This is a genomic window from Pseudomonas antarctica (assembly GCF_900624995.1).
Lineage (GTDB): Bacteria > Pseudomonadota > Gammaproteobacteria > Pseudomonadales > Pseudomonadaceae > Aquipseudomonas > Aquipseudomonas antarctica.
Window position 1 is genome coordinate 42,572 of record NZ_UYXQ01000002.1, and the last position, 23,957, is coordinate 66,528.

The following is a 23,957-nucleotide window of genomic DNA, read 5'->3' on the forward strand; positions in this document are numbered from 1 at the left end:
TTGCTCGCGAAGGCGCCAGGCCTGGCACTACATCTTCAGGCCTTGATGAAGTGCTTACGGTAATGCTGCAGCTCAGCAATCGACTCGCGGATATCATCCAACGCCAAATGCGTGCTGCCTTTATGGAAGCTATCTTTAACTTCTGGCGCCCAGCGCGCGGCCAGCTCTTTCAAGGTGGACACATCCAGGTTGCGATAATGGAAGTAGCTTTCCAGCCCTTTCATATGCGTATAAAGGAAGCGGCGGTCTTGGCAGATGCTGTTGCCACAGATCGGCGACTTGCCCTTGGGCACCCACTTCTCCAGAAAAGCGATGGTTTCAGCCTCAGCTTCAGCCATGCTGATACGGCTGTCGCGCACGCGCTGGGTCAGCCCGGAGTTGCCGTGGGTGCGGGTGTTCCACTCGTCCATGGTGGCGAGTACGGCGTCGCTGTGGTGGATGGCGATCACCGGACCTTCCGCCAAGGTGTTGAGGTTGCTGTCGGTGACAATCGTCGCCATCTCGATGATGACATCGGTGTCGGGGTTCAGACCGGTCATTTCCAGATCGATCCAAATCAGGTTCTGTGGGTTTTGCATGGCTTGATTCTCTTGGCACCTTGGCGTAGCCGCACAGTTTAGCAGGCAGGGGCGTGCTAGACTCGCGACCGTTTTACCTAACCTCTGCATTATCGACACGGAACACCAATGGCCAAACGCCAGCTCAATCGTCGCCAAAACTGGCGCATCGAAAAGATTCAAGGTGAACGCGCCGCTCGCGCCGCCAAACGTGAATCCTCCGCCGTGGAAGCGCTCGAGGGCGGCGACCTTGGCCCCGAACAGACGGGCCTGGTGATCGCGCACTTTGGTGTGCAGGTCGAAGTCGAGGCGCTTGAAGGCGAACTCGCAGGCTCTGTTTCCCGTTGCCACTTGCGCGCTAACCTGCCTGCGCTGGTAACCGGCGATAAGGTGGTGTGGCGTGCCGGCAACCAGGGCATCGGCGTGATCGTCGCCCAGTTGCCGCGCACCACCGAACTGCGTCGTCCCGACAGCCGTGGCCAGCTCAAGCCGGTGGCCGCCAACGTCGACATGATCGTGATCGTGTTTGCGCCGCTGCCCGAGCCACACGCCAACCTGATCGACCGTTACCTGGTCGCGGCCGAGCATGCCGGCATTCGCCCGTTGTTGCTGCTGAACAAATTCGACCTGATCGACGAGCAGAACGCCCCGGCGCTCAACGCGTTGCTGGCGGTCTACCGCACGCTGGGTTACCCGGTGCTGGAAGTCTCGGCGCATCACGGCAATGGCATGGAACAGCTGCAACAGCAGTTGGACGGGCGCATCAGTGTGTTTGTCGGCCAGTCGGGCGTGGGCAAGTCATCGCTGGTCAACAGCCTGCTGCCGGAAGTCGACACCCGTGTCGGCCCGCTCTCGGAGCTGTCCGGCCAGGGCACCCACACCACCACCACCGCGCGGTTGTTCCACTTCCCCGGCGGCGGTGAGCTGATCGACTCCCCAGGCATCCGCGAATTCGGCCTCGGCCACGTCAGCCGCAGCGATGTGGAAGCGGGCTTCATCGAGTTCAACGACCTGATCGGCACCTGCCGTTTCCGCGATTGCAAACACGACCGCGAGCCGGGCTGTGCGTTGCTCAAGGCCCTGGAAGACGGCCGCGTGCAGCAGCAACGGATGAACAGCTATCGGTCGATTATTGCGAGCTTGCCCGAGAGCAGTTACTAAACATTCCGATATCCGCCCCGGCTCTTATGCCGGGGAACTCGGGATGGCCCCTCGTCCTACATCGCGCGCCCCTATCCCACAGAGAACTTTACGTAGGACAAATAACTCGACCAACGAAGGAAACTTCTCTTTGTTTGAGTCGCCGTTTTATTACGCACTTTTTCCCTTACATTTCGCACTTGGCGCCATCAACGACGCCCCATATTTTCTGCGCGAAATGCCATGACAAAGGGAACGCCATGCAAACATATCACCTGTTTATCAGCCACTCCTGGAACTACTCAGACGCACACGACAAACTGGTAAACTTGCTGACTGCCCACCCCACATTTAACTTCAAAAATTTTTCAGTACCGCCGCACAATCCGATCGTAGGTGCGCAGACAGACAAAGAGCTTGAAGCGGCTATCGAGAACAAGATTCGGCCATGTTCGGCGGTACTGATTATGGCGGGAATGTATTCCACTTACAGTCAGTGGATCAACAAGGAAATCAAAATCGCCCAGCGCATGGGCAAGATAATTATCGCGATTAAACCGTTTGGAGCCGAGCGCATTTCCACAGTCGTTCGCGAAGCAGCCACTGCAGAGTGCGCATGGAATACTAACAGTATCGTCGACGCTATTCGCCTGCACACGGAAGCCTAAACTATGCGCAAGGGACTGTTTATAGGCATCAATAACTACCAGTACGTTTCACCCCTTTCAGGCTGTCATAACGACGCTATCGCGACGGCCTCACTATTGGAGCGTCACGCGAACGGCAGACCGAACTTCAGCAACAAAGTTCTGACCTCTGCGCAAGACAACCTCACACTTGCCACGCTGAAGCAACACATTAAGAGTTTATTTTCCGACGATTGCGACGTTGCACTTCTTTATTTTGCCGGGCATGGCCAGTTCGATACAAACATCGACGAAGGCTTATTGATTCCTCAAGATTTTGAACCGGGTGGCGAAGGCATTCGTATCAGCGATATTTTGAACTGGGCAACTGACGCCTCCCGGATAAAAAACAAAATCATCATTCTCGACTGCTGCCAGGCAGGTGCCGCCGGCGCGATGAGAGGCCTGCGTGCAGGCACTAGCGTGCTTGGCGAGGGCGTGACCATTCTCACTGCCTGCAAGCAACACCAGTCAGCACTGGAAACTGGCGGCCACGGGGTCTTCACCGGCCTTTTACTCCAAGCATTGCACGGCGGAGCAGCAAACGTTCTAGGTAAGGTCACACCGGGCAGCGTTTATTCTTTCGTAGATAACGCACTCGGTGCCTGGGAGCAGCGACCCGTTTTCAAAACTAATGTCTCGCAATTTGTTCCGCTACGAGACGTCGCGCCTCTGATAGCGGAGGAAACACTACGCAAATTGAAGGACTGGTTCACAGACGCCAGTTACGTATTCCCCCTTGATCCCAGTTTCGAACCCACCGCAGATACATTTGATCCCGACAACGGGGAGATTTTTTCTCAACTACAGAAGTGTAATCGCCACAGCCTGATCGAGCCTGTCGATGCCGAGCATATGTATTACGCAGCAATTAATTCAACCGGCTGCCGCCTCACAGCCTTAGGCGCCTACTACCGCGAACTCGCCATCAAAGGACACTTCTGATGCCCGTATTCATCAGCTACCGCCACACCGACCGTGCGCAAGCCATCGCCATTAATGCACGATTAACACAAGCAAATATCAAGACGTACATTGATGTCCTGGATGCTGAATCACAGTCCACCGACGACATTACCGGCGTCATCACTCGACGCATCACCGAGTGCACTCATCTTCTGGCGGTCGTTTCCGAACAAACCGCCCGATCTTGGTGGGTACCCTTTGAAATCGGTGAAGCCACGATCAGCAATCGACGAATCTGTTCTTTCAAGACAGGCTCGAGTGAGCTACCTCTTTACTTAGATAAATGGCCAAAGCTAACGAGTGACAACGATGTTAGTTTTTTTATTGAGGCCTACCGCGAAGAAGCAACTACCAAACGCTCAGTGATACTTGACTCAGTCAACGAATCCATGCGCGGTGTCTATCAGCAGAACGCCGAACTCTTTCACAATCAACTCAAAACCCGAGTTCGTCGCGGATATTAATAACGCATACAAAAAGGCCGCGATGATCGCGGCCTTTTGTATATAGAACTCAGGGCGCCGGTGCAGGCACCGTAGGGTCTTTCACCCCGCCATCATCAAACAGGTTCAACTTCTGGCGCAGCTCATGCGCCGGCAACGGCTCCTGCCTCGGCGGAATGGCGTTCGGATCAGCCGGCACTTCGCCTGGCGCGCCTTCGCCTTGGGTCGGTGCCGCTGGCGCTGCGCCTTGATCGCCTTCGATCGCACGCTGGGCCTTTTTGGTCAGCACGACGATATCGATCCGACGGTTAATCGGGTTGAACGGATCTTTAGGATCAAACAGCTGCGACGACGCGAAACCCACCACGCGTGCCACTTGCGGGTCCGGATAGCTGCCCGCTACCAGCGCACGGCGAGCGGCGTTGGCGCGGTTGGCCGAGAGTTCCCAGTTGCCGAAGTCGCCCTGGCCCGCATACGGCTTGGCGTCGGTGTGGCCGCTGATGCTGATCTTGTTCGGCACCGCTTTGATGGTGTCAGCCATGGCCAGCAGGATATCTTCAAAGTACGGCTTCAAGCGCGCGCTACCGGAATCGAACATCGGCCGGTTGGCGTCGTCGGTGATCTGGATGCGCAGGCCTTCAGGGGTGATTTCGAAGGAAATCTGGTCCTTGAATTTCAGCAGCTGCGGGTTCTCTTCAACCTTGTTCTGCAACTCCTGGAGTAACAGTTCCAGGCGCTCTTGCTCGACCTGCTCGGCCATGGCCTCGACAGTGTCGCGCTCAATCGGGATTTTTTCCTGCGGCGCTTCGGTCTTGACCTCGGGGTTGATGGTGCGCTCAGGCGCCAACTGCGGCGAACCGCCCAGGTCGATCACAAACGGCGTACCACTTTCCGAGAAGCCAATCGGGTCTTTGAAATAACCGGCGATGGCGATCTTCTGTTCGGGCGTGGCGGTCGACATCAGCCACAGCACCAGGAAGAACGCCATCATCGCCGTCGCAAAGTCGGCGAAGGCGATTTTCCAGGCACCGCCATGGTGCCCCGCAGCGAAGCGCTTGACGCGCTTGATGATTATCGGCTGGTTGTTTTCCATGGTTTAGCGACCGCGAACCGCTTGTTCCAGCTCGGAAAAACTTGGGCGATGTTTTGGGTACAGCACCTTGCGCCCGAACTCCACCGCCAGCGATGGCGGCATACCGGACGCCGAAGCCACCAAACACGCCTTGATCGCTTCGTAGAGGTTGACCTCTTCCTTGGCATCGTGAGCCAGGCAGGTGGCGAGTGGGCCGAAGAAGCCATAAGCCGCAAGAATACCGAAGAAGGTACCCACGAGGGCCGCGCCTACGTGCATACCAATGGCCTTCTGGTCGCCTTCGCCCAAGGACGCCATGGTCACCACAATACCGAGTACCGCCGCGACGATACCAAACCCGGGCATGGCGTCGGCAACGCCGGTCACGGCATGCGAAGGGTGCTCCAACTCTTCTTTGAGGCTGAACAGCTCCATGTCGAACAAGCCTTCCAGCTCGTGAGGCGCCATGTTGCCGGAGGACATGATGCGCAGGTAATCGCAGATATAGGCGGTCATGCGCTCATCTTTGAGCACGGCCGGGTACTTGGCGAAAATCGGGCTGGCGGCGGCATCTTCGATATCGCCTTCGATAGCCATCATGCCTTCGCGGCGGCTCTTGTTGAGGATCTCGAAGACCAGCCCCAGCACTTCTAGGTAGAAGGTGTGGGAGAAACGCGAACTGAACATGCCCAACGACTTCTTGATCACGTGCATGGTCATGTAGCCGGGGTTCGCCTGCAGGAAAGCACCCAGTGCCGCACCACCAATAATCATCACCTCGAAAGGCTGAATCAGCGCGGCAATTTTACCGTGAGACAGGACGTACCCGCCGAGCACGCTTGCGAAGACGACGATGATGCCGATAATTTTAGCCATAGGGGATTGGTACTTGCGCCGTCGGGTTCATGGACATATTGGGTGCAGCCGAAAACTCTTGTTCTACTTATCGGCAAAACTGCGCCAGACTATAGCCCGTTAAGGCGAAAAGCCAATTCGGCCCGTTATGGGCGTGTTGAATGCAAGTGATGATCGCGCCCCAATCATGGCAATTGAAACGACAGTCCCAAGTACCAAACCCACCACCCTCGCCGCTTGGATCAAGCACCTGGACGACGTGCTGCTGCCCGTTCCCCAGACCAGTCACGAGCGTGTGTGCAAAGCCATTCGCGATAGCCGCAGTTCGTTGCGAGATATTGCCGAGCTAATGCAACACAGCCCCGCGCTGGTGCTCAGCGTGATGCGCGAAGCCAATAGCCAGGCCCACGGCAGCCTGTCGGGGCCGGCGGAAAACCTCGAAGTAGCGCTCAACCGCCTGGGCCTTAAACGTGCCGAGGAGTTGTTGGCACGCCTGCCCTCCGTGCCGGAAAAAGACATTCCCGTGGCCTTGCGCCAATTGCTGCTGGTGAGCCAACACGCCTCCCAGCAAGCCAACGGTTTGTTCGCCAGCCGCCTCGCGCGGCTGTGGCAAGACATTCACTGGGGCAGCCTACTGTTTCTGTCGCCGCTGTGGCCGATGGCCGTTGCCTACCCCAAGCTTCTGGAAGAATGGGAACTGCGCGTTATCCACAAAGGCCAATCGGCACGCAAGGTCGAGCAGGAACTGTTCGGTGTGCGGCTGTTGGCGTTGTGCCTCGGCTTGACCGAAGCCTGGCACCTGCCGATCTGGGTCTCCCAGGGCTACAACCTGCTGCTGAGCGAACAGCGCCTGCTGGTCAAGGCGTTGCGTATCGCCCGTGAAGACGACGCGCTGCGCCACCAGCAATTGCTCGATGCCGAACCTAACCTGCGCCGCTGGTTAAACCAGCCGGCGAACACCGTGCTGCTGGCTCATGGCCTGGCGATGTCGGCCCAGGAGTCTTGGACCTGCCCGCACACCGAGCGCTGGCAATACCTGACCGCGCTGTACCTGCAAGACCCCTTGAGCGATGTGCAGCAACAGGTTCACCAGCAAGCGGTGACCAGCGCGCGCACGACGTTGATGCCTGACCTCTGGCACCCCGCGTTGTCGCTGATCTGGCCGTGGCACGTACAGAAAATCCATCGCGGCCTGTTGCCAGCAGCACCGCCCACTGCCGAAGCACTGGCTGTGTGGCGCAAACGCTGCACCGAGTTGCTGGTAGAGCCAAGCCGTTTTGCCAACGCCATGCACCTGACCACCTGCGCCAGGGAAGCCTTGGTCGCCAGCGGCATGCAACGGGTGTTGTTGTTTATGGCGGACCGCGCCTTGAGCACCCTGCGCGTGCATCAAGCCGACGGCTTGCCCAAAGACGCCGCCAACCTGAGCCTGGATGTGGTCAACAGCACGCTGCTGCAGCGCCTGCTGGAAAAGTCTGCCCAAGTACGCCTCACGCCGGACAATCACGCGCAGTTCTCGGCATTGCTGCCGCCGACCCTGCGCCGCCTGTTCAACGGCGAACACCTGTTGTTGCGCTCCCTGAGCTGCAACGGCAAGGTGGTGATGCTGATGGTCGCCGACCAGGGCGGCGGGCCGTTCTCGGAAACCACCGTGCAGGCCTTCGGCAAAACCGCTCAATGCATCGAGAAAGCGCTGTACAGCTTTACCAACCGCAGCGCTTGATGCTTGCGCTACAATCGCCCTCTTTTATCGCCAACATTTGTGCCCAGGAGACCTCACATGCCTGACTTCTCTGGCTTGCCGCTGGTGATCGAACCCAGCGACCTGCTCGGTCAACTGGATGCCGAACACCTGATTCTGGTGGACCTCACCAGTGCCGCCCGCTACGCCGAAGGGCATATCCCCGGCGCGCATTTCGTTGACCCCAAGCGTACCCAACTGGGCCAGGCGCCCGCGCCCGGCTTACTGCCCCACAAGGCCGACCTGGAAAAACTCTTCGGCGAACTCGGGCACACCCCGGACGCGACCTACGTGGTCTACGACGACGAAGGCGGCGGCTGGGCCGGGCGTTTCATCTGGCTGCTCGACGTGATCGGCCATCAGAAATACCACTACCTGGACGGCGGCCTGCTGGCCTGGCTGGACGGTAAACACCCGCTGTCCACCGAGGTGCCCGCGCCCGTCGGCGGCCCGGTCAGCCTGACTTTGCACGACGGCCCCACCGCCACACGCGAGTATTTGCAAAGCCGACTCGGCGCCGCCGACCTGGGTATCTGGGACGCACGCGGCCCGCTGGAATATTCCGGCGAGAAGGTTCTTGCGGCCAAGGGTGGTCACATCCCTGGCGCCGTGAATTTCGAATGGACCGCCGGCATGGACAAGGCGCGCAGCCTGCGTATCCGCCGCGACATGCCGCAGATCCTCGAAGACCTGGGGCTGAGCAAAGATAAAGAAATCATCACCCATTGCCAGACTCACCACCGCTCTGGCTTCACCTACCTGGTGGCCAAGGCGCTCGGTTATCCGCGAGTCAAAGGTTATGCCGGTTCCTGGGGCGAATGGGGCAACCACCCCGACACCCCCGTTGAGATTTAAGGTTTAAGGACAGTTAATGAAAAAGCAGTTGTTTATCCTCAGCCAGTACTTGCTGCCGCACCACTTGCTCTCGCGTCTGGCCGGCTGCATTGCCGAGTGCCGCGTTCGCTGGTTCAAGAATGCCTTCACGGCCTGGTTCGCCAAGCGCTACCAAGTGGACATGTCCCAAGCCCTGGTTGAAGACCTGAGCGCCTACGAGCATTTCAACGCGTTCTTCACCCGCGCCTTGAAAGACGGCGCACGCCCGCTGGATCAAACCCCAGGCGCGGTGTTGAGCCCAGCCGACGGCGCCGTCAGCCAGCTCGGCCCAATCGAACACGGCCGCGTATTCCAGGCCAAGGGCCACAGCTTCAGCGTGCTGGAATTGTTGGGCGGCGATGCGGCGCTGGCTGCACCGTTCATGGGCGGTGATTTCGCCACCATCTACCTGTCACCGAAGGACTACCACCGCGTGCACATGCCTTTGGCCGGCACGCTGCGTGAAATGGTCTACGTGCCGGGTCGGATTTTCTCGGTGAACCAGACCACCGCCGAAAACGTGCCTGAGCTGTTTGCCCGTAACGAGCGCGTTGTCTGCCTGTTCGACACCGAGCGCGGCCCGATGGCGGTGGTGTTGGTGGGTGCGATGATCGTCGCGTCGATTGAAACCGTGTGGGCTGGGTTGGTAACGCCGCCCAAGCGCGAGCTGAAAACCTTCCGCTACGATGAAGCGGCACGTGCGCCGATTCACTTGGAGAAAGGCGCTGAACTGGGCCGTTTCAAGCTGGGTTCGACGGCGATTGTGCTGTTTGGGCCGGGTCAAGTGAAATGGGCCGAAGAGCTGGCGGCGGGCACGCCCGTGCAGATGGGCCAGGGTATCGCGCTGCCGAAGGCCTGACTCAACCTGAAGTGAAGATTCAATGTGGGAGAGGGCTTGCGCCCTCGCCCATTTTTTTTGCCTGTATGCCTACAGTAAGATCGGCTTAAAGCCGACCATCGCGATCGCGAAAGCCCAGCAGATACAACACGCCATCCAGCCCCAGGGTAGAAATAGCCTGCTTGGCTGACTGCTTGACCAGCGGCTTGGCGCGGAACGCCACACCCAACCCGGCAATCGCCAGCATCGGCAAGTCATTCGCGCCGTCGCCGACCGCAATGGTCTGCTCTAGACGCAACCCTTCCTTATGGGCAAGTTCCTTCAGCAAGTCCGCCTTGCGCTGCGCGTCGACAATCGGCTCCACCGCCACGCCGGTCACTTTGCCATCCACCACTTCCAGTTCGTTGGCGAACACATAATCGATGCCCAGCTTGGCCTGCAACTGCTTGGCGAAATAGGTGAAGCCACCCGACAGAATTGCGGTTTTGTAGCCAAGGCGCTTGAGTTCGGCGAACAGGGTTTCGGCGCCTTCGGTCAGGCGCAGCGAGGCACCGATCGAGTCCAGCACGCTGACATCCAAGCCTTTGAGCAAGGCCAGGCGCTCCTTGAAACTGGCACGAAAATCCAGCTCACCGGCCATGGCGCGCTCGGTGATTTCAGACACCTGCTCGCCTACACCGGCGGCCTTGGCCAATTCGTCGATGACCTCGGCTTCGATCAGCGTGGAGTCCATGTCGAACACCGCCAGACGGCGGTTACGGCGGAACAGCGAATCCTCCTGAAAGGCGATATCGACATTCAGCTCCTGGGCCACGCTCAGGAATTCGGCGCGCAGGGCTTGTGGATCCGCCGGCTCGCCACGCACGGAGAACTCGATGCAGCCCTTGCCTTTATCGGCGGGCGTGTCCAGCGGCATGCGACCCGACAGACGGTCGATATGGTCGATATTCAACCCGTACTGCGCCGTAATCGAGCTGACACGCTGCAATTGTTCGGCGGTTACCTTACGCGTCAGCAATGTCACGATGTGGCGCTTTTTGCCCTGCCCCTCGACCCAGTGCTGGTAATCGGCTTCGGATACCGGCGTGAAACGCACCTGTTGATCCAGCTTATACGCCGTAAACAGGATGTCCTTGAGCACAGACGAGGCCTGTTCGGTGCTGGGGATTTCCACGAGGATGCCGAACGACAGAGTGTCGTGGATCACCGCCTGGCCGATGTCGAGAATGTTCACACCACCCTGGGCCAGAACACCGGTAATGGCTGCGGTGAGACCCGGGCGGTCAACACCAGTGATGTTTATCAGGACAATTTCGCGCAAAGCGCACCCCCAGGCTGGAAAAAAACCGCATTCTACCCACTTTCAGTGACCATCGGGCACAGCCAGCGCTTTGCCGGTCCTAGGCCTGTCGCTATACTGCGCGTCAACTTCACGGACTAAAGAGCCGAGCTCAAGTGAACCGGCCCACGCCAGTAAAAACCGATAACTTCTTCCTGCTGATCTTCCGGGCACTGCGCCACCGCCGTGTACCGATCGCATTACGCATCGCCAGCCATAACGTGATCCTGGTCGCTCTGGCCCTGGTGATCTACGCCTGCGTGATGGGTTTGCAGTTCAAGCAGGCCATGCACGAGCAAGCCGACGCCCTGGGCGAGAGCTTGACCACTCAGACCGCCACATCGGCGACTGAGCTGCTGGTGTCCAACGACATCCTCAGCCTCAACGTGCTGCTCAACAACCTGACCAAGAACCCGCTGGTGGCCCACGCGGCTATCTATAGCGTGGACAACCGGATCATGGCCGAAGCCGGGCAGCGCCCGAAAAACGGCCTGTTGGGTGAGGCCGAAGGCCTGTATCAAAGCAACATCACGTTTCAGGATGTGAAGGCCGGCCAACTGCGCATCAGCCTCGACATGCAGCAATTCCAGCAGCCGATGACCATCAGCCTGCAAAGCATGGGCATCCTCAGCGCGATCTTGCTGGCCCTCGCCTTGGCCTTGAGCTTGCGCCTGGGTCGGCATATCTCCACGCCGCTGATGCAATTGCGCATCTGGCTGCGTGATATCGACGAACGCACCCCGGCGACTGACCGCCAGGATGAAATCGGCGACCTCGCCCGCCAGCTCCACGCCAGCTTCGCCCCGGAGCCGGTGGTGCCCGAGGTTGAACCCGAGCCTGAGTACGACGACACCGATTACGACGATGAACCCGAGTTTGAAGTACGCGACCTGCGTGATCCAGGTTTTGACGAAAGCACGCCGGTGGCGGGCCTTAAGCCCGCGACACGCCAGGCGATCAGGGCCGAGGAAGATGAACTGGATGATGAAGATCCATTTTCCGACCTGCGCGACACGTCGGCCGCCGCCCCGGCGGTGGCTGCCAAGCCGGTGCCGGTGAAGAACGCCGAGCCTCAGCACAGTGCCGTACTCGCCGTACAACTGGGTGCCCAGGACCAACTGCGCCGCCTGCCACGCGCCCGTTTAACCGAATTGCTGGAACGCTACCGCGACTGTCTGGACCAGGCTGCCTCGCTCTATCAAAGCGAGCTGCACACCTTGAACGATGGCAGCACGCTGATGCTGTTCCACAGCGAAGACAGCGGCGAAGATTACCTGACCAACGCCATTTGCTGCGGCGAACTGCTGCGCGCGCTGGGCCATGCCCTGCAGATTGAAGTGGCTGACAGCGGCATTACCTTGCAACTTCAGCTTGGTTTGACAGTGGGTGATGATCTGTTTGGCATGAGCCAGATCGATTTGCTGCTCACCGAGATTGCCCAGGATGCGTTGGCCTTGTCGCAACACAGTCGCAACCTGTTGCTGGTGGAGCGCAAAATCAGTGAAGACGCCTTGATCCGCCAACGCGCACGTATCCGCCCGATTGCCAGCCCCGAGGGGGCGAGCTGTGTGGAGCGCTTGATGGAGCCGTATCCGTCGATGCTCGAGCGGCAGCTGGCACGGATGCATGAGACCCGCACCAAGCCTTAACCGACACCGATGGATCAGTCTGGGAGGGGCTTGCTCCCGATAGCGCAGTGTCAGTCAGCACATACAGTGGCTGACCCGCCGCTATCGGGAGCAAGCCCCTCCCACATTTGATCTATGCCAAGCGTCAAATCGCAGACAAACAAAAAGGCCCGCTGAGTAAGCGGGCCTTTTTTATGGGTCGGTTTCAGATCAGAACCTGAACACTTCCATATCCGTACGAATCGGCGTAGCCATCGGCATCTTGGGCCTTTCCGGCACTGCCGGTTTGGCTTGTGCTGGAGCCTGCTTGCGCGGCGCCTCGGCGACTGGCGGTTGGTTGGCCAATGGCTTGAGCGCCACCGACAACTGCTGCGCCAGATGCTGCAACAACACACCCTGGGCCTGGACCTGGGACGCGGTGGTGCCAGCGTGCTCTTCCTGCAGGTGCACAATGCGGTTATCGCGCACTTGGCCACGACGGTCGATCAAGCGCCACTGCGCATCCAGGATCGCCGGCTGCGAAGCACCCGAGTCGAGCCGGGTAATCGTCAGCAATACCTGCACATCCGGGGTAAAGCCGCTTGGCGCAGGTGCGAGTACCACACGCTGGCTGTCCAACTGACCCGCCACCTGACGCAACATCAACTGGCTGATATCGGACGACAAACTGCCCGCCCAACGACCATCGGTGGAGCCTTGCAGGCTGCCGTCGTTCTGACGTTGCAGCAGGGTTTCACGTTGCAGGTAGTCAGCGACGACTACCGGACCCAACAACACAGCCATGCCAGCAGTTTGGGCTGGCTGAGCCGGACTTCCGCTGTCCAGCTGGTACAGCGACACCGGCTGGTGCGTGCTGCAACCCGCCAACCCCAAAAGGCCAGCGAGCATCAAAAATAGAGGAAGGCGTGGAGCAGTCATCATCCCATCCAGGTGGCTGCCACAAGGCGAACCACAATGTAATACTAAAAATAACTTAAACACGCTCGGCCACGCCGGCGCTGGAAAGGCCATATCATCCGTGAATATGCGCCATGACTCCAGCGCGAAAGCGTCGATCTACGCGTTAAATCGTAGATCGAGGGCTCTAATCAGCCTGAAACAGGCGTTTCCACCAACAAAGCATCCACTCGTTGGAAACCGCGCGGCAATTTATTACCTCGTCGACCGCGCTCGCCCTTGTAATGTTCAAGGTCGTCAGGACGCAGCGACAGCGTGCGCTTGCCTGCCTGGAGCACCAAGGTCGAGCCTTCCGGGATCACGGCGATGTCAGTCACGTACTCTTCGCGACTGGCCACGCGCTCCCCTGGAATCCCAATAATTTTGTTGCCCTTGCCTTTACCCAATTGCGGCAGGTCGCTGATCTTGAACACCAGCAAACGCCCTTCAGTGGTCACAGACGCTAGCCAATTGCTCTCACGGTCTTGCACCGTACGCGGCAAGATCACCTTGGCGTTGTTCGGCAAGTTCAACAACGCCTTGCCCGCCTTGTTCTTGGCCTGCAGGTCGTCACCCTTGACCACAAAGCCGTAACCCGCGTCGGAGGCGATCACATACAGTGAATCGTCGTCCGGCAGCAGCACGCACTCGAAATTCGCCCCCGGTGGCGGCGTCAGACGCCCAGTCAGCGGTTCGCCCTGGCCACGTGCCGATGGCAAGGTGTGCGCCGGCACCGAGTAACTGCGCCCGGTGGAATCGATAAACACTGCAAACTGGTTGGAACGCCCAGCGGCAGCTGTCTTGAAGCCATCACCGGCTTTATACGAGAGGCCGGTGGCGTCAATATCATGCCCCTTGGCGGAACGAACCCAACCCTTTTCCGACAGAACGACGGTAATTTTCTCGTTCGGCAGCAGCTCGGTTTCTGTCAGAGCCTTCGCTTCAGCACGCTCGACGATTGGCGACCGACGGTCATCACCATAGGTTTCGGCATCTTTGATCAGTTCGCTGCGCACCAGCTTCTTGAGCTTGGCTTCGCTGCCCAACAGGGCTTGCAGCTTGGCTTGTTCCTTGAGCAGTGCATCCTGCTCGTCACGCAGCTTCATCTCTTCCAGGCGTGCCAACTGACGCAAACGGGTGTCGAGGATGTAGTCGGCCTGGATCTCGCTCAGTTCGAAACGCGCGATCAGCTCGGCTTTCGGGTGCTCGGCGGTACGAATGATATGGATCACTTCGTCCAGGTTGAGGTAGGCAATCAGCAAGCCGTCCAACAGGTGCAGGCGACGCTCGACCTTGTCGAGGCGGAATTGCAGGCGGCGGCGCACGGTTTGTACGCGGAACTCCAGCCATTCCACCAGCAAGTTGCGCAGGTTTTTCAGCTGCGGCTTGCCGTCCAGGCCGATGATGTTGACGTTGACCCGGTAGCTCGACTCAAGGTCGGTGCTGGCAAACAGATGCTGCATCAGCACTTCGTGATCGACCCGGCTGTTGGTCGGAATGATCACGATACGGCATGGGTTTTCGTGGTCGGACTCGTCACGCAGGTCGGCGACTTGCGGCAGTTTCGATGGCTTGGCCTGCATCAGCGCGGCGATCTGTTCCAGCACCTTGGCACCAGACACTTGGTGCGGCAGCGCGGTGACAATAATGTCGCCGTCTTCAATGTGGTAAACGGCGCGCATGCGCACCGAGCCCTTGCCGGTTTCGTACATCTTCAGCAGGTCGGCGCGCGGCGTGATGATTTCCGCCTCGGTCGGGTAATCCGGGCCCTGGATATGCTCGCAGAGCTGCTCGACCGTGGCCTTTGGCTCATCCAGCAAGCGCACGCAAGCGGTCGCGACTTCGCGCAGGTTATGCGGCGGCACGTCGGTGGCCATGCCGACCGCGATACCGGTGGTGCCATTGAGCAGGATATTCGGCAAACGTGCAGGCAACACCAGGGGTTCGTCCAAGGTGCCGTCGAAGTTCGGGCCCCAGTTCGCGGTGCCTTGGCCCAACTCGCTGAGCAATACCTCCGAATACCGCGACAGGCGCGCTTCGGTGTAACGCATGGCGGCGAAGGACTTGGGATCATCCGGCGCCCCCCAGTTACCCTGGCCATCCACCAGCGTGTAGCGGTAGCTGAACGGCTGGGCCATCAGCACCATGGCTTCGTAGCACGCCGAGTCGCCGTGCGGGTGAAACTTGCCGAGCACGTCACCGACGGTACGCGCCGACTTCTTGTGCTTGGAGTCAGCGTCCAGGCCCAACTCACTCATGGCGTAGATGATGCGCCGTTGTACCGGCTTCAGGCCGTCGCCGATATGCGGCAAGGCACGGTCCATGATCACGTACATGGAGTAGTTGAGGTAGGCATTTTCGGTGAAGTCAGCCAGCGATCGGCGTTCTACGCCATCTAAGCTGTCTGCGAGGATGTCACTCATGCGGGCCTCATCATTGTTTGGTCTGGCGCAGCAGCAATGTGCCGCTGCGCTGGGTAAATTCAAGTTGTTTCAATGCACTCATGCCCAGCAACACCTGTTCGCCGTCCAAGCCCGGCGCCACTATCGCGCGGACGTCCTGAAGGACAATATCGCCCAGTTTCAGGCGCTCAAGGTGGGTGCGATAGCCCTGAACACGGCCGTTGGCGGTACTCAAGGTCACCGGCAGGCCACGTTTAAGTCCGAGACGGTCGGCCACTTCGGTCGGAACCGCCACATCGGTCGCTCCGGTGTCGAGCATAAATTCCACCGGTTGACCGTTGATCTGGCCGCTGGCAACAAAATGCCCTTGGCCGTTGCCCAGCAATTTCACTTCGATGTAACCCTCGTGTTGCGCCGAGGTCACCACAGCATTGGGATTTTCCTGACGCGCTTCCCACTGCCCAAAAAATCGTGTGGCCAAAAACAACCCGGCCCCCCATGCCACGAACATTAATACACGTCCGGCGCGTTTGCCCGGCGGCTGCCCGCTCATGGCTGCGCGTTCCAGCCACCGGCGGGGGCGGCGAAACGATAGACCACAGGGCGTTTTTCACCATCGGCTCTGGGGCCAAAGTTGTTGTCGATACCGAGCCAGGCGCCGTCGGCATCCACCACCAAGGCTTCTGCCAGGCCGTAGGGCTGGGCATAGCGCCGGTTAGGTGTCAGGGTTTCGTCGGCGAACGACCAGCACAGCTCGACGTTGGCCGTGACCGCATCGCGCCGGCAAATCTGGAACGCATTGCGCTCCAAGGTAAACAGTTTGCCGTTGTACAGCGCCAGGTCGGCAAAGTCCTTGGACACTGCCTTGGCGTTGGTGAACTGCGCCGGCTGCACTTCCTGGCCAGCTTCGCTCAACAACACACATGGCCCATCGCAATCCCATACGCTCTGGCCACGCTTGATCGAGATCAAGCCACGTCGCTCACGCTCGGCCGCCAGCCAAATCTGGTTGCCTTCGGGGTTAATCGCCACGCCTTCAAACAACGCATTGAAATACAGCAACATGCCGCTGGCTCGGGCTTCGCGCACCATGCCTGGGGCAATCTTCAACCATTGAGGCGCGCCACTCACCGGCACCTGCAGCACAGCCGCGTGGGCTTCGCTGACAATGTAACGGTTGCCGGCGGCATCACAGGTGATGCCTTCAAAATCCAGGTCGCCACCGCGAATGAACGACGCGGCCTTGGTGCGTGAACGCAAACCCCAAGGCAAACCGGACTCGGGCACCGGCGGCACGTCGATCTTCACCGTTTCGGCCTGCCAGGTCGGCGCACTGATATCGAGGCGGTAGATCTGGTCGTCATCGCGGTCGGAAACCGTCCACAACGCCTTGCCACATAGGGCCAGGCCCGACAGGTTACCGCCGCGCATGCCGTCCACCGGGTGTTCAGACAGCAGTTTGAGCTCTGCCACGGGCGCGGCAGCCACTTGGGTGGCCGCCAACCCGCTCACTATCAGGATCGCCAGGGCGAAACCTGTGCGCATCAGCCTAGAACCTCGGCCAAGTTGCCTTTGGATTCGAGCCAGGCCTTGCGGTCCGGTGCACGCTTTTTAGCCAGCAACATGTCCATCATTTCCGAGGTGCCGGCGAAGTCTTCCAGGGTCAACTGCACCAGGCGCCGCGTGTTCGGGTCCATAGTGGTTTCGCGCAGCTGCGGCGGGTTCATCTCGCCCAAGCCTTTGAATCGCGTGACCTGTGGCTTGCCGCGTTTTTTCTCGGCGATCAGGCGGTCGAGGATGCCATCGCGCTCGGCATCGTCCAGGGCGTAGAAAATCTCTTTGCCCAGGTCGATACGGTACAGCGGCGGCATGGCGACGTAGACGTGACCGGCATCCACCAATGGGCGGAAGTGCTGGACGAACAGCGCACACAGCAAGGTGGCGATGTGCAAACCGTCGGAGTCGGCGTCGGCGAGAATGCAGATCTTGCCGTAGCGCAGTTGGGCAATATCAGCCGAGCCTGGATCGACACCGATGGCCACTGCGATATTGTGCACTTCCTGGCTGGCCAGAACTTCGCTGCCATCGACTTCCCAGGTGTTGAGGATCTTGCCGCGCAACGGCAGGATCGCCTGGAACTCCTTGTCCCGCGCTTGCTTGGCGGAACCGCCAGCGGAGTCACCTTCCACCAGGAACAGCTCGGAGCGCATCGGGTCTTGCCCGGCGCAATCGGCCAATTTGCCTGGCAGTGCCGGGCCTTGAGTGATGCGCTTGCGCTCGACCTTTTTACTGGCCTTCAAACGGCGACCGGCGTTGTTGATCGCCAGTTCTGCGAGGGCCAAGCCCAGCTCCGGGTGCTCGTTAAGCCACAGGCTGAAGGCGTCCTTGACCACGCCCGACACAAACGCCGCCGCCTCACGGGACGACAAGCGCTCTTTGGTCTGACCGGAGAATTGCGGCTCCTGCATCTTCATCGACAGCACGAACGCGATGCGCTCCCACACGTCTTCCGGCGCCAATTTCACCCCGCGTGGTAACAGGCTGCGGTATTCGCAGAATTCGCGCATGGCATCCAGCAAGCCCTGGCGCAAACCATTGACGTGGGTGCCGCCCTGAGCGGTGGGGATCAGGTTGACGTAGCTCTCCTGCACGCTGTCGCCACCTTCGGGCAACCACAGCAGCGCCCAGTCGACGGCTTCTTTATTACCGGCCAAGCTGCCGCAGAACGGCTCGTTGGGCAGGCGCTCGAAGTCGCTGACGGAGTCTTCCAGGTAGGAGCGCAGGCCGTCTTCGTAATGCCACTCGACCTTCTCGCCGGTGCCTTTGTCTTCAAAGCTGACCAGCAAGCCCGGGCACAACACCGCCTTGGCCTTGAGCACGTGCTTGAGGCGGCTGATGGAGAATTTGGGGGAATCGAAGTATTTCGGGTCCGGCGCGAAGTACACGCTGGTGCCGGTGTTGCGCTTGCCAACGGTGCCGATCACTTCCAGGTCGGTGGCTTTGTAGCCATCGGCGAAGGTCATCTGGTACTCGTTGCCGTCGCGCTTGACCTTGACCCGCACATGGTTCGACAGGGCGTTGACCACGGAAATACCCACACCGTGCAAGCCACCGGAGAACTGGTAGTTCTTGTTGGAGAACTTGCCGCCGGCGTGCAGCTTGGTGAGGATCAGCTCGACGCCCGACACACCCTCTTCGGGGTGGATGTCCACCGGCATGCCGCGACCATCGTCGGACACTTCCAGGGAATGGTCGGCGTGCAGGATGACTTGTACCGACTTGGCGTGCCCGGCCAAGGCTTCGTCGACACTGTTGTCGATGACTTCCTGGGCAAGGTGGTTCGGCCGGCTGGTGTCGGTGTACATGCCGGGGCGTTTGCGCACCGGGTCGAGGCCCGAGAGGACTTCGATGGCGTCGGCGTTATAAGAGCTAGCGCTGGGAGTGGCCATGGGGTCTCGTCGTGAGTCGTTCGATTAAAAAAGTAACCTGCGGCTTCAAAGTGCTGCGAAGTCGAAGGATTGATACTGATCTGCGCCAATGCCGGCAAAACTCAACATCGCCGGCAATTGCTGGGCGAACCCTTGATAACCATGATCGCCGCCGGCCTGGATACGCAAGGCACAGGCCCGGTAATACTGCTGGGCGAGACGATAATCCAGGGTCTCATCCCCGGTCTGCAACCACACCTGATAACGCGCGGCGTCCTGCGGAGCCGGCACTTCCAGTTCGGCCAGGGCCGTGACGTGGTCGCGGGTCAACTCCCAGGTTTCATCGGTGTAGAGGTTCTTCTGGGTGCCCAGGTAACCGTCAAACATCCGATGGGGGCTGACCGCGGGGTTGACCAGCAGCGCCTTGAGGCCATGGCGTTCGGCAAGATGGGTTGCATAGTAGCCGCCGAGTGAGCTGCCGACCAGCAGCGGCCGACCCAGTTGCTCAATGGCCGCCTCCAATTGAGGAATGGCCTGACGTGGATGGTGATGCAGGGCCGGCACGCGCAATTGGTCGGCCAGGCCGAGGCTGTCCATCACGGCGATCAACTGGCTGGCCTTGTTGGAAGCCGGCGCACTGTTGAAACCGTGGATATACAAGATCGAAGCAGACATGCCGGGCTCTCCGTGCATCAGCCAAAGAGGCGCAGTTTACAGGGATCGGCGCGGTGTGTGAGTCCCCTATCGTGCAGCCAGTACAGAGCCCCTCCCACACTTTTGATCAGCGTTTACAGCCTTTAATAGCCGTTGCTGCCGTAATTGATGGTAAACGCGAAGCCTTTGACCCGTTCTACACCGGTTTCCAGCCGTCCGTCGGCATGCAGGCGCAGCCAGCGGTAGCCCGGCGCTTGCTCGCTGACCTTGAACTCCTCGCTGCCGGGCGCGAACTGAATGCAGGTCGATGGAGATGCCAGCAGCCGCACGCCGTTACGCTCGCGGTCGATTTCCTGGTGCACATGCCCCCAGAGCACTGCCTTGACCTGCGGGAAGCGGTCGAGCACGGCAAACAAGGCCTCGGGGTTGCGCAGGCCGATGGGCTCCATCCACGCGCAGCCAATCGACACCGGGTGATGGTGAAAGCACACCAGATGGTGCTGGCTCGGCGCTTCACTCAAGGCCTGGGCAAGTAATTGCAGTTGCTGGTCTTGCAGATAACCGGGTACCGAGCCGGGCACGGCAGAGTCCAGCAGGATGACGCGCCAGTTACCGATGTCGACTACCGGCTCCAGCAGATCGCTGTGCACCGCGGCATGGGCCATAACCTGCGGCTCGTCGTGGTTGCCGGGAATCCAACGTGCCGGAGCGGCGACCTGCTGACTCAGGTCGCGAAACTGTTGATAGGACTCAAGCGTGCCGTCCTGGGACAAATCCCCTGTGGCCAGCACCAAGTCGATCTGCGGCTGTTGCTCGCGCACCAGATCGATCACCCGTTGCAGGCTTTCGCGGGTGTTCATGCCCAGCAGCGTAGCGTCGGCCTCGGCAAACAAGTGGCTGTCGGACAGCTGCACCAGCAGCGCCGGCGCATCGGGGTTCACGGTGGATACGCGGGACAAGGCGCTCTCCCAAGGCAATCACAGGAAATGGACGTTTGGCGCGATTATGCTGGGGCAGGACACAAAGAGGAAACCCAAGAAGCAGACGCCGTTCACATCTACCGCACGACTTCAAACTCGTGGCCCAGGGCCAGGCAGTGGCTCAACCATTCACCGAGGAACACATTGAGCTGTGCTTTCTCATCGGGCTGGTGCATGAACGCATTCGGGTAAGGATAGATGCTGCGAAAGCGTCGTGCATGCTCGGCGCTGATCACTTCGGCCATGCGCGCGTCGTGATACACCTGCACTTCCAACTGCGGCACCGGCAGCCACGGCAGGCTGTGCTCCTGACGTACACGCAAGGTGGTGGTGTACGGGCAGTTGACGATGACCTCAAGGGTCAGCACGCCGAGCATCTGGTCGCCGTGGGTCACGGCAATGCGCCGCGCCTCGGGGGTGTGGCGCATGTCGGGAAGCAAGCGCATCAACCGCGCATAGTTGGCCTCGCAGGCGGCTTGCAGCCCGATCAGGTCAACTCGATAACGTTCCCGTGCCTTTACTGCCATAACCCCCTCACTTCCGCGCGATTAAGCGCAAGCCATTGCAGGGCGATAATGCTGGCTGCGTTGGAAATTTTGCCGTCACGCACCGCTTGCAGGGCATCTTCGAAAGCCCAGGTGGTGACGCGGATATCTTCTGCCTCTTCCTCCAGTCCATGGACGCCACCCGCCCCGGCGCTGTCGCAGCGGCCCAGGTACAGATGGACGAATTCAGTACTGCCGCCGGGCGAAGGGAAATATTGGGTGATCGGCCACAGCGCAGAGAACGTAAGACCAGCTTCCTCCTCGGCTTCGCGGTGCGCAACCTCCTCCGGTTGTTCATCCTTGTCGATCAGGCCGGCGACCATTTCAATCAACCATGGGTTGTCGGTACGGCCCATGGCGCCGACGCGAAATTGCTCGATCAGCACCACTTCATCGCGCTGCGGGTCATAGGGCAGCACACACACGGCGTCATGACGAACGAAAACTTCGCGATTGATCACTCGGCTCATGCCGCCATCGAATTTCTCGTGGCGCAGTTGCACGCGATCGAGCTTGTAGAAGCCCTGGTAGGCATTGTCGCGCTGAACAATCTCGATGGCGTTCGGCGTCGATTTGGCAATGTCCGTCATAGTGTTCCTCGTTAAACCGGTGCAATTCGCGCCATCCTAACGCGCTCCTGCCCATTGGTGCAGCCCCTTTACAGTTGCCGGGATAGGCGGCGACGGTCAAACTCACTCTAATCAGCTTAGTGGCGAACTGACGGCTTTGTTCGCAGTCGAAGCGCTACTCTTTTTCGCTTTCCATCGATTTCCGAAGGACGCACATGTCGCTTTTAAGAATCGCCTCCATGGCCTGCATTGCCTTGACTCTGGGTGCTTGCCAGAGCCTGTTCCAACCCAGCTATCTCAAACCGCTGGACACCCAACAAGACGCCTCGGAGCAGATCAAGCCCGGCTGCAGCAGCCCGGATTGCCCGCTGGTGAACATTGATACCGTGCACTTCCCCACCGAGCCGCAGCTCGACAGCCTGGTCGAACAACGCCTGCTGCAGATGACCCGCACCACGCCTGGGGCCAGTGTGCCGTCGACCCTGAATGCCTACCGGGACACGTTTTTGCGCGAGTCCGCCGACCGCCACAGCATGTACTTGCAGGCCAAGCTACGTGAGCAGCATGACGGACTGGTGATCGTTGAAGTGTCCAGCTACTTGGACACAGGGGTCGCCCAGGGCGAGCCCGGCCGTGGTTTCATCAACTATTCGCGCCTGCTGCACAAAGAACTAAGCCTGGCCGACATGCTGTTGCCAGGCCAGGAGCAGGCGTTCTGGAACATTGCCAAAGTTGCCCACAACACCTGGCTGATCAACTCGCAGATGGACCGCGACCCGCAGTTCGTGAAGAACTGGCCGTTCCAGAAAACCCCGAACATCGCCTTGACCAGCGGCGGCGTGGTACTCAAGTACAACGTGTCCACCATTGCCCCTTACGCATTGGGGCTGATCGAAATGAACATCCCCTATGCGCGTCTGAGCGGTGTGCTCAAGCCTGAGCTGGTGCCCGCTCACCACTGAAGGCCCGGCCCAGGATCAGTTGTAACAGCCCTGCCAGCACCAGTGCCGGCAGGGTTGCGCCGATATCCGGATACAGATTCGCCAGCAGGTGATACGTAGCGATGCCGCCCAACCAGGCCAGCAGCGCAGGCCAATGCAAATTGGCGATCGCGCCCTGGCCTCGGCGGCGCAGGATAAAGTGGTCGACCAGCACCACGCCGAACAACGGCGCAAACACTGAGCCGATCAGCAGCAGGAAATTCTGATACTGCGCCAGCGGTGCAAAGCAGGCGATCAAGGTGCAAATCACACCAATGGCCAACGCCAGGTGCTCGACCTTCCAACGCAGCAAAATCCCGCTGGACACCGCCGCTGAGTGAATATCGGCGAAGGCGTTTTCCGACTCGTCCAACAGGATCAGCAACAGCGCAATGCCCAGGCCCGCGCCGGCCAACGCCAGCAACAACGCATTCACTTCGCCACTTGGCGCAAACGCCAAGGTGTAAGCCACACCCAGGCTCATCAGCCAGAAATTACCAATAAAGAAGCCAACGGCAGTGCCGCCGAAGACGCTTTGGGCGCGCTTGCCGAAGCGTGAGTAATCGGCAATCAACGGCAGCCACGACAGCGGCATGGCGATGGCGATATCAAAACCCACCGCAAACGGCATCGAGCCGTCACCGGCCTTGGCCCATAGCGCACCTAGATCGGCCTTGGCAAACAGGTTCCAGGTCAGCCATAGGCAGGCGGTGAGCAGCAGCCAAATGCCCCATTTGCGCAGGATTTGCCGCACAAACGTCAGTGGGCCGCTGACGGCCAGCAAGGTTGCCAAACCACCGAAAAACAGTGTCCACAGCAAGGGGCTGGCCAACAGGCTGCCTTCGCTGAACGCGCGCGTGCCCAATAAGCTGGCAGCATCACGCATCACGATGATTTCGAACGAGCCCCAGCCGATCAGCTGCAGCACGTTCAGCAACGCTGGCAGGCTGGCACCCTTGGCGCCAAGGCTGAGCTTGAGCGCGGCCATGGCCGACAGGCCGGTGTCGCTGCCGATCACGCCGACGGCGGCCAGCAACAGTACGCCGATCAGGGTGCCGAGGAAAATCGCCAGCAATGAGCCGGACAGGCCCAGGCCCGGCGCGAGCAAGGCGCCGGTTTGCAGGACCATCAGGCCGATGCCGAGGGAGAACCACAGGGAAAACAGGTCGCGGGCACCGAACACGCGTTTGTCGCTCGGCACCGCTATATCAGGGGAGTAAGTACTCGGTTGAATGCTCAAGGGTGTTATCTCTGAGGGCTATGATCGTTCCCACGCTCTGCGTGGGAATGCCGCTATGGTCGCTCTGCGTCCGCCTTTGTGACGC

At 59.9% G+C, this 23,957-nt stretch carries 23 protein-coding genes; 9 read left to right on the forward strand and 14 right to left on the reverse strand.

Annotated elements, in window-relative coordinates; translation table 11 throughout:
* Positions 1-35: 35 nt before the first annotated feature.
* Positions 36-578 (reverse strand): oligoribonuclease, encoded by a 543-nt coding sequence (gene orn / locus E0F99_RS01945; RefSeq protein WP_003171343.1) that lies wholly within the window; start codon positions 576-578, stop codon positions 36-38.
* Between the two features lie 108 nt (positions 579-686).
* On the opposite strand from orn, the gene rsgA reads away from it, so the two are divergent.
* The 4 genes from rsgA (at position 687) to E0F99_RS01965 (ending at position 3,813) form a co-directional block, all read left to right on the forward strand.
* Positions 687-1,718, forward strand: coding sequence for a small ribosomal subunit biogenesis GTPase RsgA (rsgA, locus tag E0F99_RS01950; RefSeq protein ID WP_003171340.1), 1,032 nt, complete (start codon positions 687-689; stop codon positions 1,716-1,718).
* A gap of 239 nt (positions 1,719-1,957) precedes the next feature.
* Positions 1,958-2,365, forward strand: a complete 408-nt coding sequence (locus E0F99_RS01955) for a TIR domain-containing protein (RefSeq protein WP_083355560.1) — start codon at positions 1,958-1,960, stop codon at positions 2,363-2,365.
* A 3-nt stretch (positions 2,366-2,368) separates the two neighbouring features.
* Positions 2,369-3,328, forward strand: coding sequence for a caspase family protein (locus tag E0F99_RS01960; protein WP_083355561.1), 960 nt, complete (start codon positions 2,369-2,371; stop codon positions 3,326-3,328).
* The gene (locus tag E0F99_RS01965) at positions 3,328-3,813 is read left to right on the forward strand and encodes a toll/interleukin-1 receptor domain-containing protein (protein ID WP_083355562.1); all 486 of its coding nucleotides are present in this window, start codon (positions 3,328-3,330) and stop codon (positions 3,811-3,813) included. The genes E0F99_RS01960 and E0F99_RS01965 overlap by 1 nt, the downstream gene beginning before the upstream one ends.
* 49 nt (positions 3,814-3,862) lie before the next feature.
* Here the strand turns inward: E0F99_RS01965 and motB are convergent, their stop codons facing one another.
* Both motB and motA read right to left on the reverse strand, forming a co-directional pair.
* Positions 3,863-4,885, reverse strand: a complete 1,023-nt coding sequence (gene motB, locus E0F99_RS01970) for a flagellar motor protein MotB (protein ID WP_083355563.1) — start codon at positions 4,883-4,885, stop codon at positions 3,863-3,865.
* A gap of 3 nt (positions 4,886-4,888) precedes the next feature.
* Positions 4,889-5,740: a flagellar motor stator protein MotA gene (motA, locus tag E0F99_RS01975; protein WP_083355564.1), complete on the reverse strand. Its 852-nt coding sequence runs from the start codon at positions 5,738-5,740 to the stop codon at positions 4,889-4,891.
* Positions 5,741-5,906: 166 nt separating this feature from the next.
* Here motA and E0F99_RS01980 point away from each other — a divergent pair, with 166 nt between their 5' ends.
* The 3 genes from E0F99_RS01980 to asd are packed head-to-tail and all read left to right on the forward strand — an operon-like array spanning position 5,907 to position 9,192.
* Entirely contained in the window at positions 5,907-7,442 is a 1,536-nt protein-coding gene (locus E0F99_RS01980; RefSeq protein WP_083360316.1) for an HDOD domain-containing protein, read from the forward strand.
* 57 nt (positions 7,443-7,499) lie between these two features.
* Positions 7,500-8,315: a thiosulfate sulfurtransferase gene (gene rhdA / locus E0F99_RS01985; RefSeq protein ID WP_083355565.1), complete on the forward strand. Its 816-nt coding sequence runs from the start codon at positions 7,500-7,502 to the stop codon at positions 8,313-8,315.
* A gap of 16 nt (positions 8,316-8,331) precedes the next feature.
* Positions 8,332-9,192: an archaetidylserine decarboxylase gene (gene asd / locus E0F99_RS01990; protein ID WP_083355566.1), complete on the forward strand. Its 861-nt coding sequence runs from the start codon at positions 8,332-8,334 to the stop codon at positions 9,190-9,192.
* 85 nt (positions 9,193-9,277) lie between these two features.
* Here asd and serB read toward each other — a convergent pair whose 3' ends face one another.
* Positions 9,278-10,492 carry a phosphoserine phosphatase SerB gene (gene serB / locus E0F99_RS01995; RefSeq protein WP_083355567.1) on the reverse strand — a complete coding sequence of 405 codons (1,215 nt, stop codon included), beginning with the start codon at positions 10,490-10,492 and terminating at the stop codon, positions 9,278-9,280.
* A 134-nt stretch (positions 10,493-10,626) separates the two neighbouring features.
* On the opposite strand from serB, the gene E0F99_RS02000 reads away from it, so the two are divergent.
* Positions 10,627-12,159, forward strand: coding sequence for an AhpA/YtjB family protein (locus tag E0F99_RS02000; protein WP_083355568.1), 1,533 nt, complete (start codon positions 10,627-10,629; stop codon positions 12,157-12,159).
* Between the two features lie 189 nt (positions 12,160-12,348).
* Here the strand turns inward: E0F99_RS02000 and E0F99_RS02005 are convergent, their stop codons facing one another.
* From E0F99_RS02005 to E0F99_RS02045, 9 genes are all read right to left on the reverse strand, one after another.
* The gene (locus E0F99_RS02005; protein WP_083355569.1) at positions 12,349-13,059 is read right to left on the reverse strand and encodes a PqiC family protein; all 711 of its coding nucleotides are present in this window, start codon (positions 13,057-13,059) and stop codon (positions 12,349-12,351) included.
* 167 nt (positions 13,060-13,226) lie between these two features.
* Complete coding sequence (gene parC / locus E0F99_RS02010; RefSeq protein WP_083355570.1) at positions 13,227-15,497, reverse strand: DNA topoisomerase IV subunit A; 2,271 nt, start codon at positions 15,495-15,497, stop codon at positions 13,227-13,229.
* Positions 15,498-15,507: 10 nt separating this feature from the next.
* On the reverse strand, positions 15,508-16,029 hold the full coding sequence (locus E0F99_RS02015) for a retropepsin-like aspartic protease family protein (protein WP_083355571.1): 522 nt from the start codon (positions 16,027-16,029) through the stop codon (positions 15,508-15,510).
* On the reverse strand, positions 16,026-17,021 hold the full coding sequence (locus E0F99_RS02020) for an esterase-like activity of phytase family protein (protein WP_083355572.1): 996 nt from the start codon (positions 17,019-17,021) through the stop codon (positions 16,026-16,028). Before E0F99_RS02020 ends, E0F99_RS02015 begins: the two co-directional genes overlap by 4 nt.
* Positions 17,021-18,925: a DNA topoisomerase IV subunit B gene (gene parE / locus E0F99_RS02025; protein WP_083355573.1), complete on the reverse strand. Its 1,905-nt coding sequence runs from the start codon at positions 18,923-18,925 to the stop codon at positions 17,021-17,023. Before parE ends, E0F99_RS02020 begins: the two co-directional genes overlap by 1 nt.
* Before the next feature lie 45 nt (positions 18,926-18,970).
* On the reverse strand, positions 18,971-19,579 hold the full coding sequence (locus tag E0F99_RS02030; RefSeq protein WP_083355574.1) for a YqiA/YcfP family alpha/beta fold hydrolase: 609 nt from the start codon (positions 19,577-19,579) through the stop codon (positions 18,971-18,973).
* 122 nt (positions 19,580-19,701) lie between these two features.
* Complete coding sequence (gene cpdA, locus E0F99_RS02035) at positions 19,702-20,517, reverse strand: 3',5'-cyclic-AMP phosphodiesterase (RefSeq protein WP_083355575.1); 816 nt, start codon at positions 20,515-20,517, stop codon at positions 19,702-19,704.
* 98 nt (positions 20,518-20,615) lie between these two features.
* Positions 20,616-21,065 (reverse strand): DUF1249 domain-containing protein, encoded by a 450-nt coding sequence (locus tag E0F99_RS02040; protein WP_083355576.1) that lies wholly within the window; start codon positions 21,063-21,065, stop codon positions 20,616-20,618.
* Positions 21,056-21,673: an NUDIX domain-containing protein gene (locus E0F99_RS02045; protein WP_083355577.1), complete on the reverse strand. Its 618-nt coding sequence runs from the start codon at positions 21,671-21,673 to the stop codon at positions 21,056-21,058. The genes E0F99_RS02040 and E0F99_RS02045 overlap by 10 nt, the downstream gene beginning before the upstream one ends.
* A 194-nt stretch (positions 21,674-21,867) precedes the next feature.
* Between E0F99_RS02045 and E0F99_RS02050 the strand changes: the two genes are divergently transcribed.
* Positions 21,868-22,614, forward strand: coding sequence for an RsiV family protein (locus tag E0F99_RS02050; protein ID WP_083355578.1), 747 nt, complete (start codon positions 21,868-21,870; stop codon positions 22,612-22,614).
* Here E0F99_RS02050 and cytX read toward each other — a convergent pair.
* Positions 22,583-23,872 (reverse strand): putative hydroxymethylpyrimidine transporter CytX, encoded by a 1,290-nt coding sequence (cytX, locus tag E0F99_RS02055; protein ID WP_083355579.1) that lies wholly within the window; start codon positions 23,870-23,872, stop codon positions 22,583-22,585. The two genes, E0F99_RS02050 and cytX, sit on opposite strands and share 32 nt — an antisense overlap.
* Positions 23,873-23,957 lie beyond the last annotated feature (85 nt).

Excerpts from the sequence above, each read along its gene's own strand:
- E0F99_RS01955 (WP_083355560.1), top strand. The coding sequence starts at position 1,958 with ATGCAAACATATCACCTGTTTATCAGCCACTCCTGGAACTACTCAGAC.
- E0F99_RS02040 (WP_083355576.1), bottom strand. The coding sequence starts at position 21,065 with ATGGCAGTAAAGGCACGGGAACGTTATCGAGTTGACCTGATCGGGCTG.
- E0F99_RS02020 (WP_083355572.1), bottom strand. The coding sequence starts at position 17,021 with ATGCGCACAGGTTTCGCCCTGGCGATCCTGATAGTGAGCGGGTTGGCG.
- motA (WP_083355564.1), bottom strand. The coding sequence starts at position 5,740 with ATGGCTAAAATTATCGGCATCATCGTCGTCTTCGCAAGCGTGCTCGGC.
- orn (WP_003171343.1), bottom strand. The coding sequence starts at position 578 with ATGCAAAACCCACAGAACCTGATTTGGATCGATCTGGAAATGACCGGT.
- E0F99_RS01965 (WP_083355562.1), top strand. The coding sequence starts at position 3,328 with ATGCCCGTATTCATCAGCTACCGCCACACCGACCGTGCGCAAGCCATC.
- E0F99_RS02050 (WP_083355578.1), top strand. The coding sequence starts at position 21,868 with ATGTCGCTTTTAAGAATCGCCTCCATGGCCTGCATTGCCTTGACTCTG.
- asd (WP_083355566.1), top strand. The coding sequence starts at position 8,332 with ATGAAAAAGCAGTTGTTTATCCTCAGCCAGTACTTGCTGCCGCACCAC.
- E0F99_RS02030 (WP_083355574.1), bottom strand. The coding sequence starts at position 19,579 with ATGTCTGCTTCGATCTTGTATATCCACGGTTTCAACAGTGCGCCGGCT.
- parE (WP_083355573.1), bottom strand. The coding sequence starts at position 18,925 with ATGGCCACTCCCAGCGCTAGCTCTTATAACGCCGACGCCATCGAAGTC.
- motB (WP_083355563.1), bottom strand. The coding sequence starts at position 4,885 with ATGGAAAACAACCAGCCGATAATCATCAAGCGCGTCAAGCGCTTCGCT.
- E0F99_RS02015 (WP_083355571.1), bottom strand. The coding sequence starts at position 16,029 with ATGAGCGGGCAGCCGCCGGGCAAACGCGCCGGACGTGTATTAATGTTC.
- E0F99_RS01960 (WP_083355561.1), top strand. The coding sequence starts at position 2,369 with ATGCGCAAGGGACTGTTTATAGGCATCAATAACTACCAGTACGTTTCA.
- rhdA (WP_083355565.1), top strand. The coding sequence starts at position 7,500 with ATGCCTGACTTCTCTGGCTTGCCGCTGGTGATCGAACCCAGCGACCTG.
- E0F99_RS01980 (WP_083360316.1), top strand. The coding sequence starts at position 5,907 with ATGGCAATTGAAACGACAGTCCCAAGTACCAAACCCACCACCCTCGCC.
- E0F99_RS02005 (WP_083355569.1), bottom strand. The coding sequence starts at position 13,059 with ATGATGACTGCTCCACGCCTTCCTCTATTTTTGATGCTCGCTGGCCTT.
- E0F99_RS02045 (WP_083355577.1), bottom strand. The coding sequence starts at position 21,673 with ATGACGGACATTGCCAAATCGACGCCGAACGCCATCGAGATTGTTCAG.
- rsgA (WP_003171340.1), top strand. The coding sequence starts at position 687 with ATGGCCAAACGCCAGCTCAATCGTCGCCAAAACTGGCGCATCGAAAAG.
- parC (WP_083355570.1), bottom strand. The coding sequence starts at position 15,497 with ATGAGTGACATCCTCGCAGACAGCTTAGATGGCGTAGAACGCCGATCG.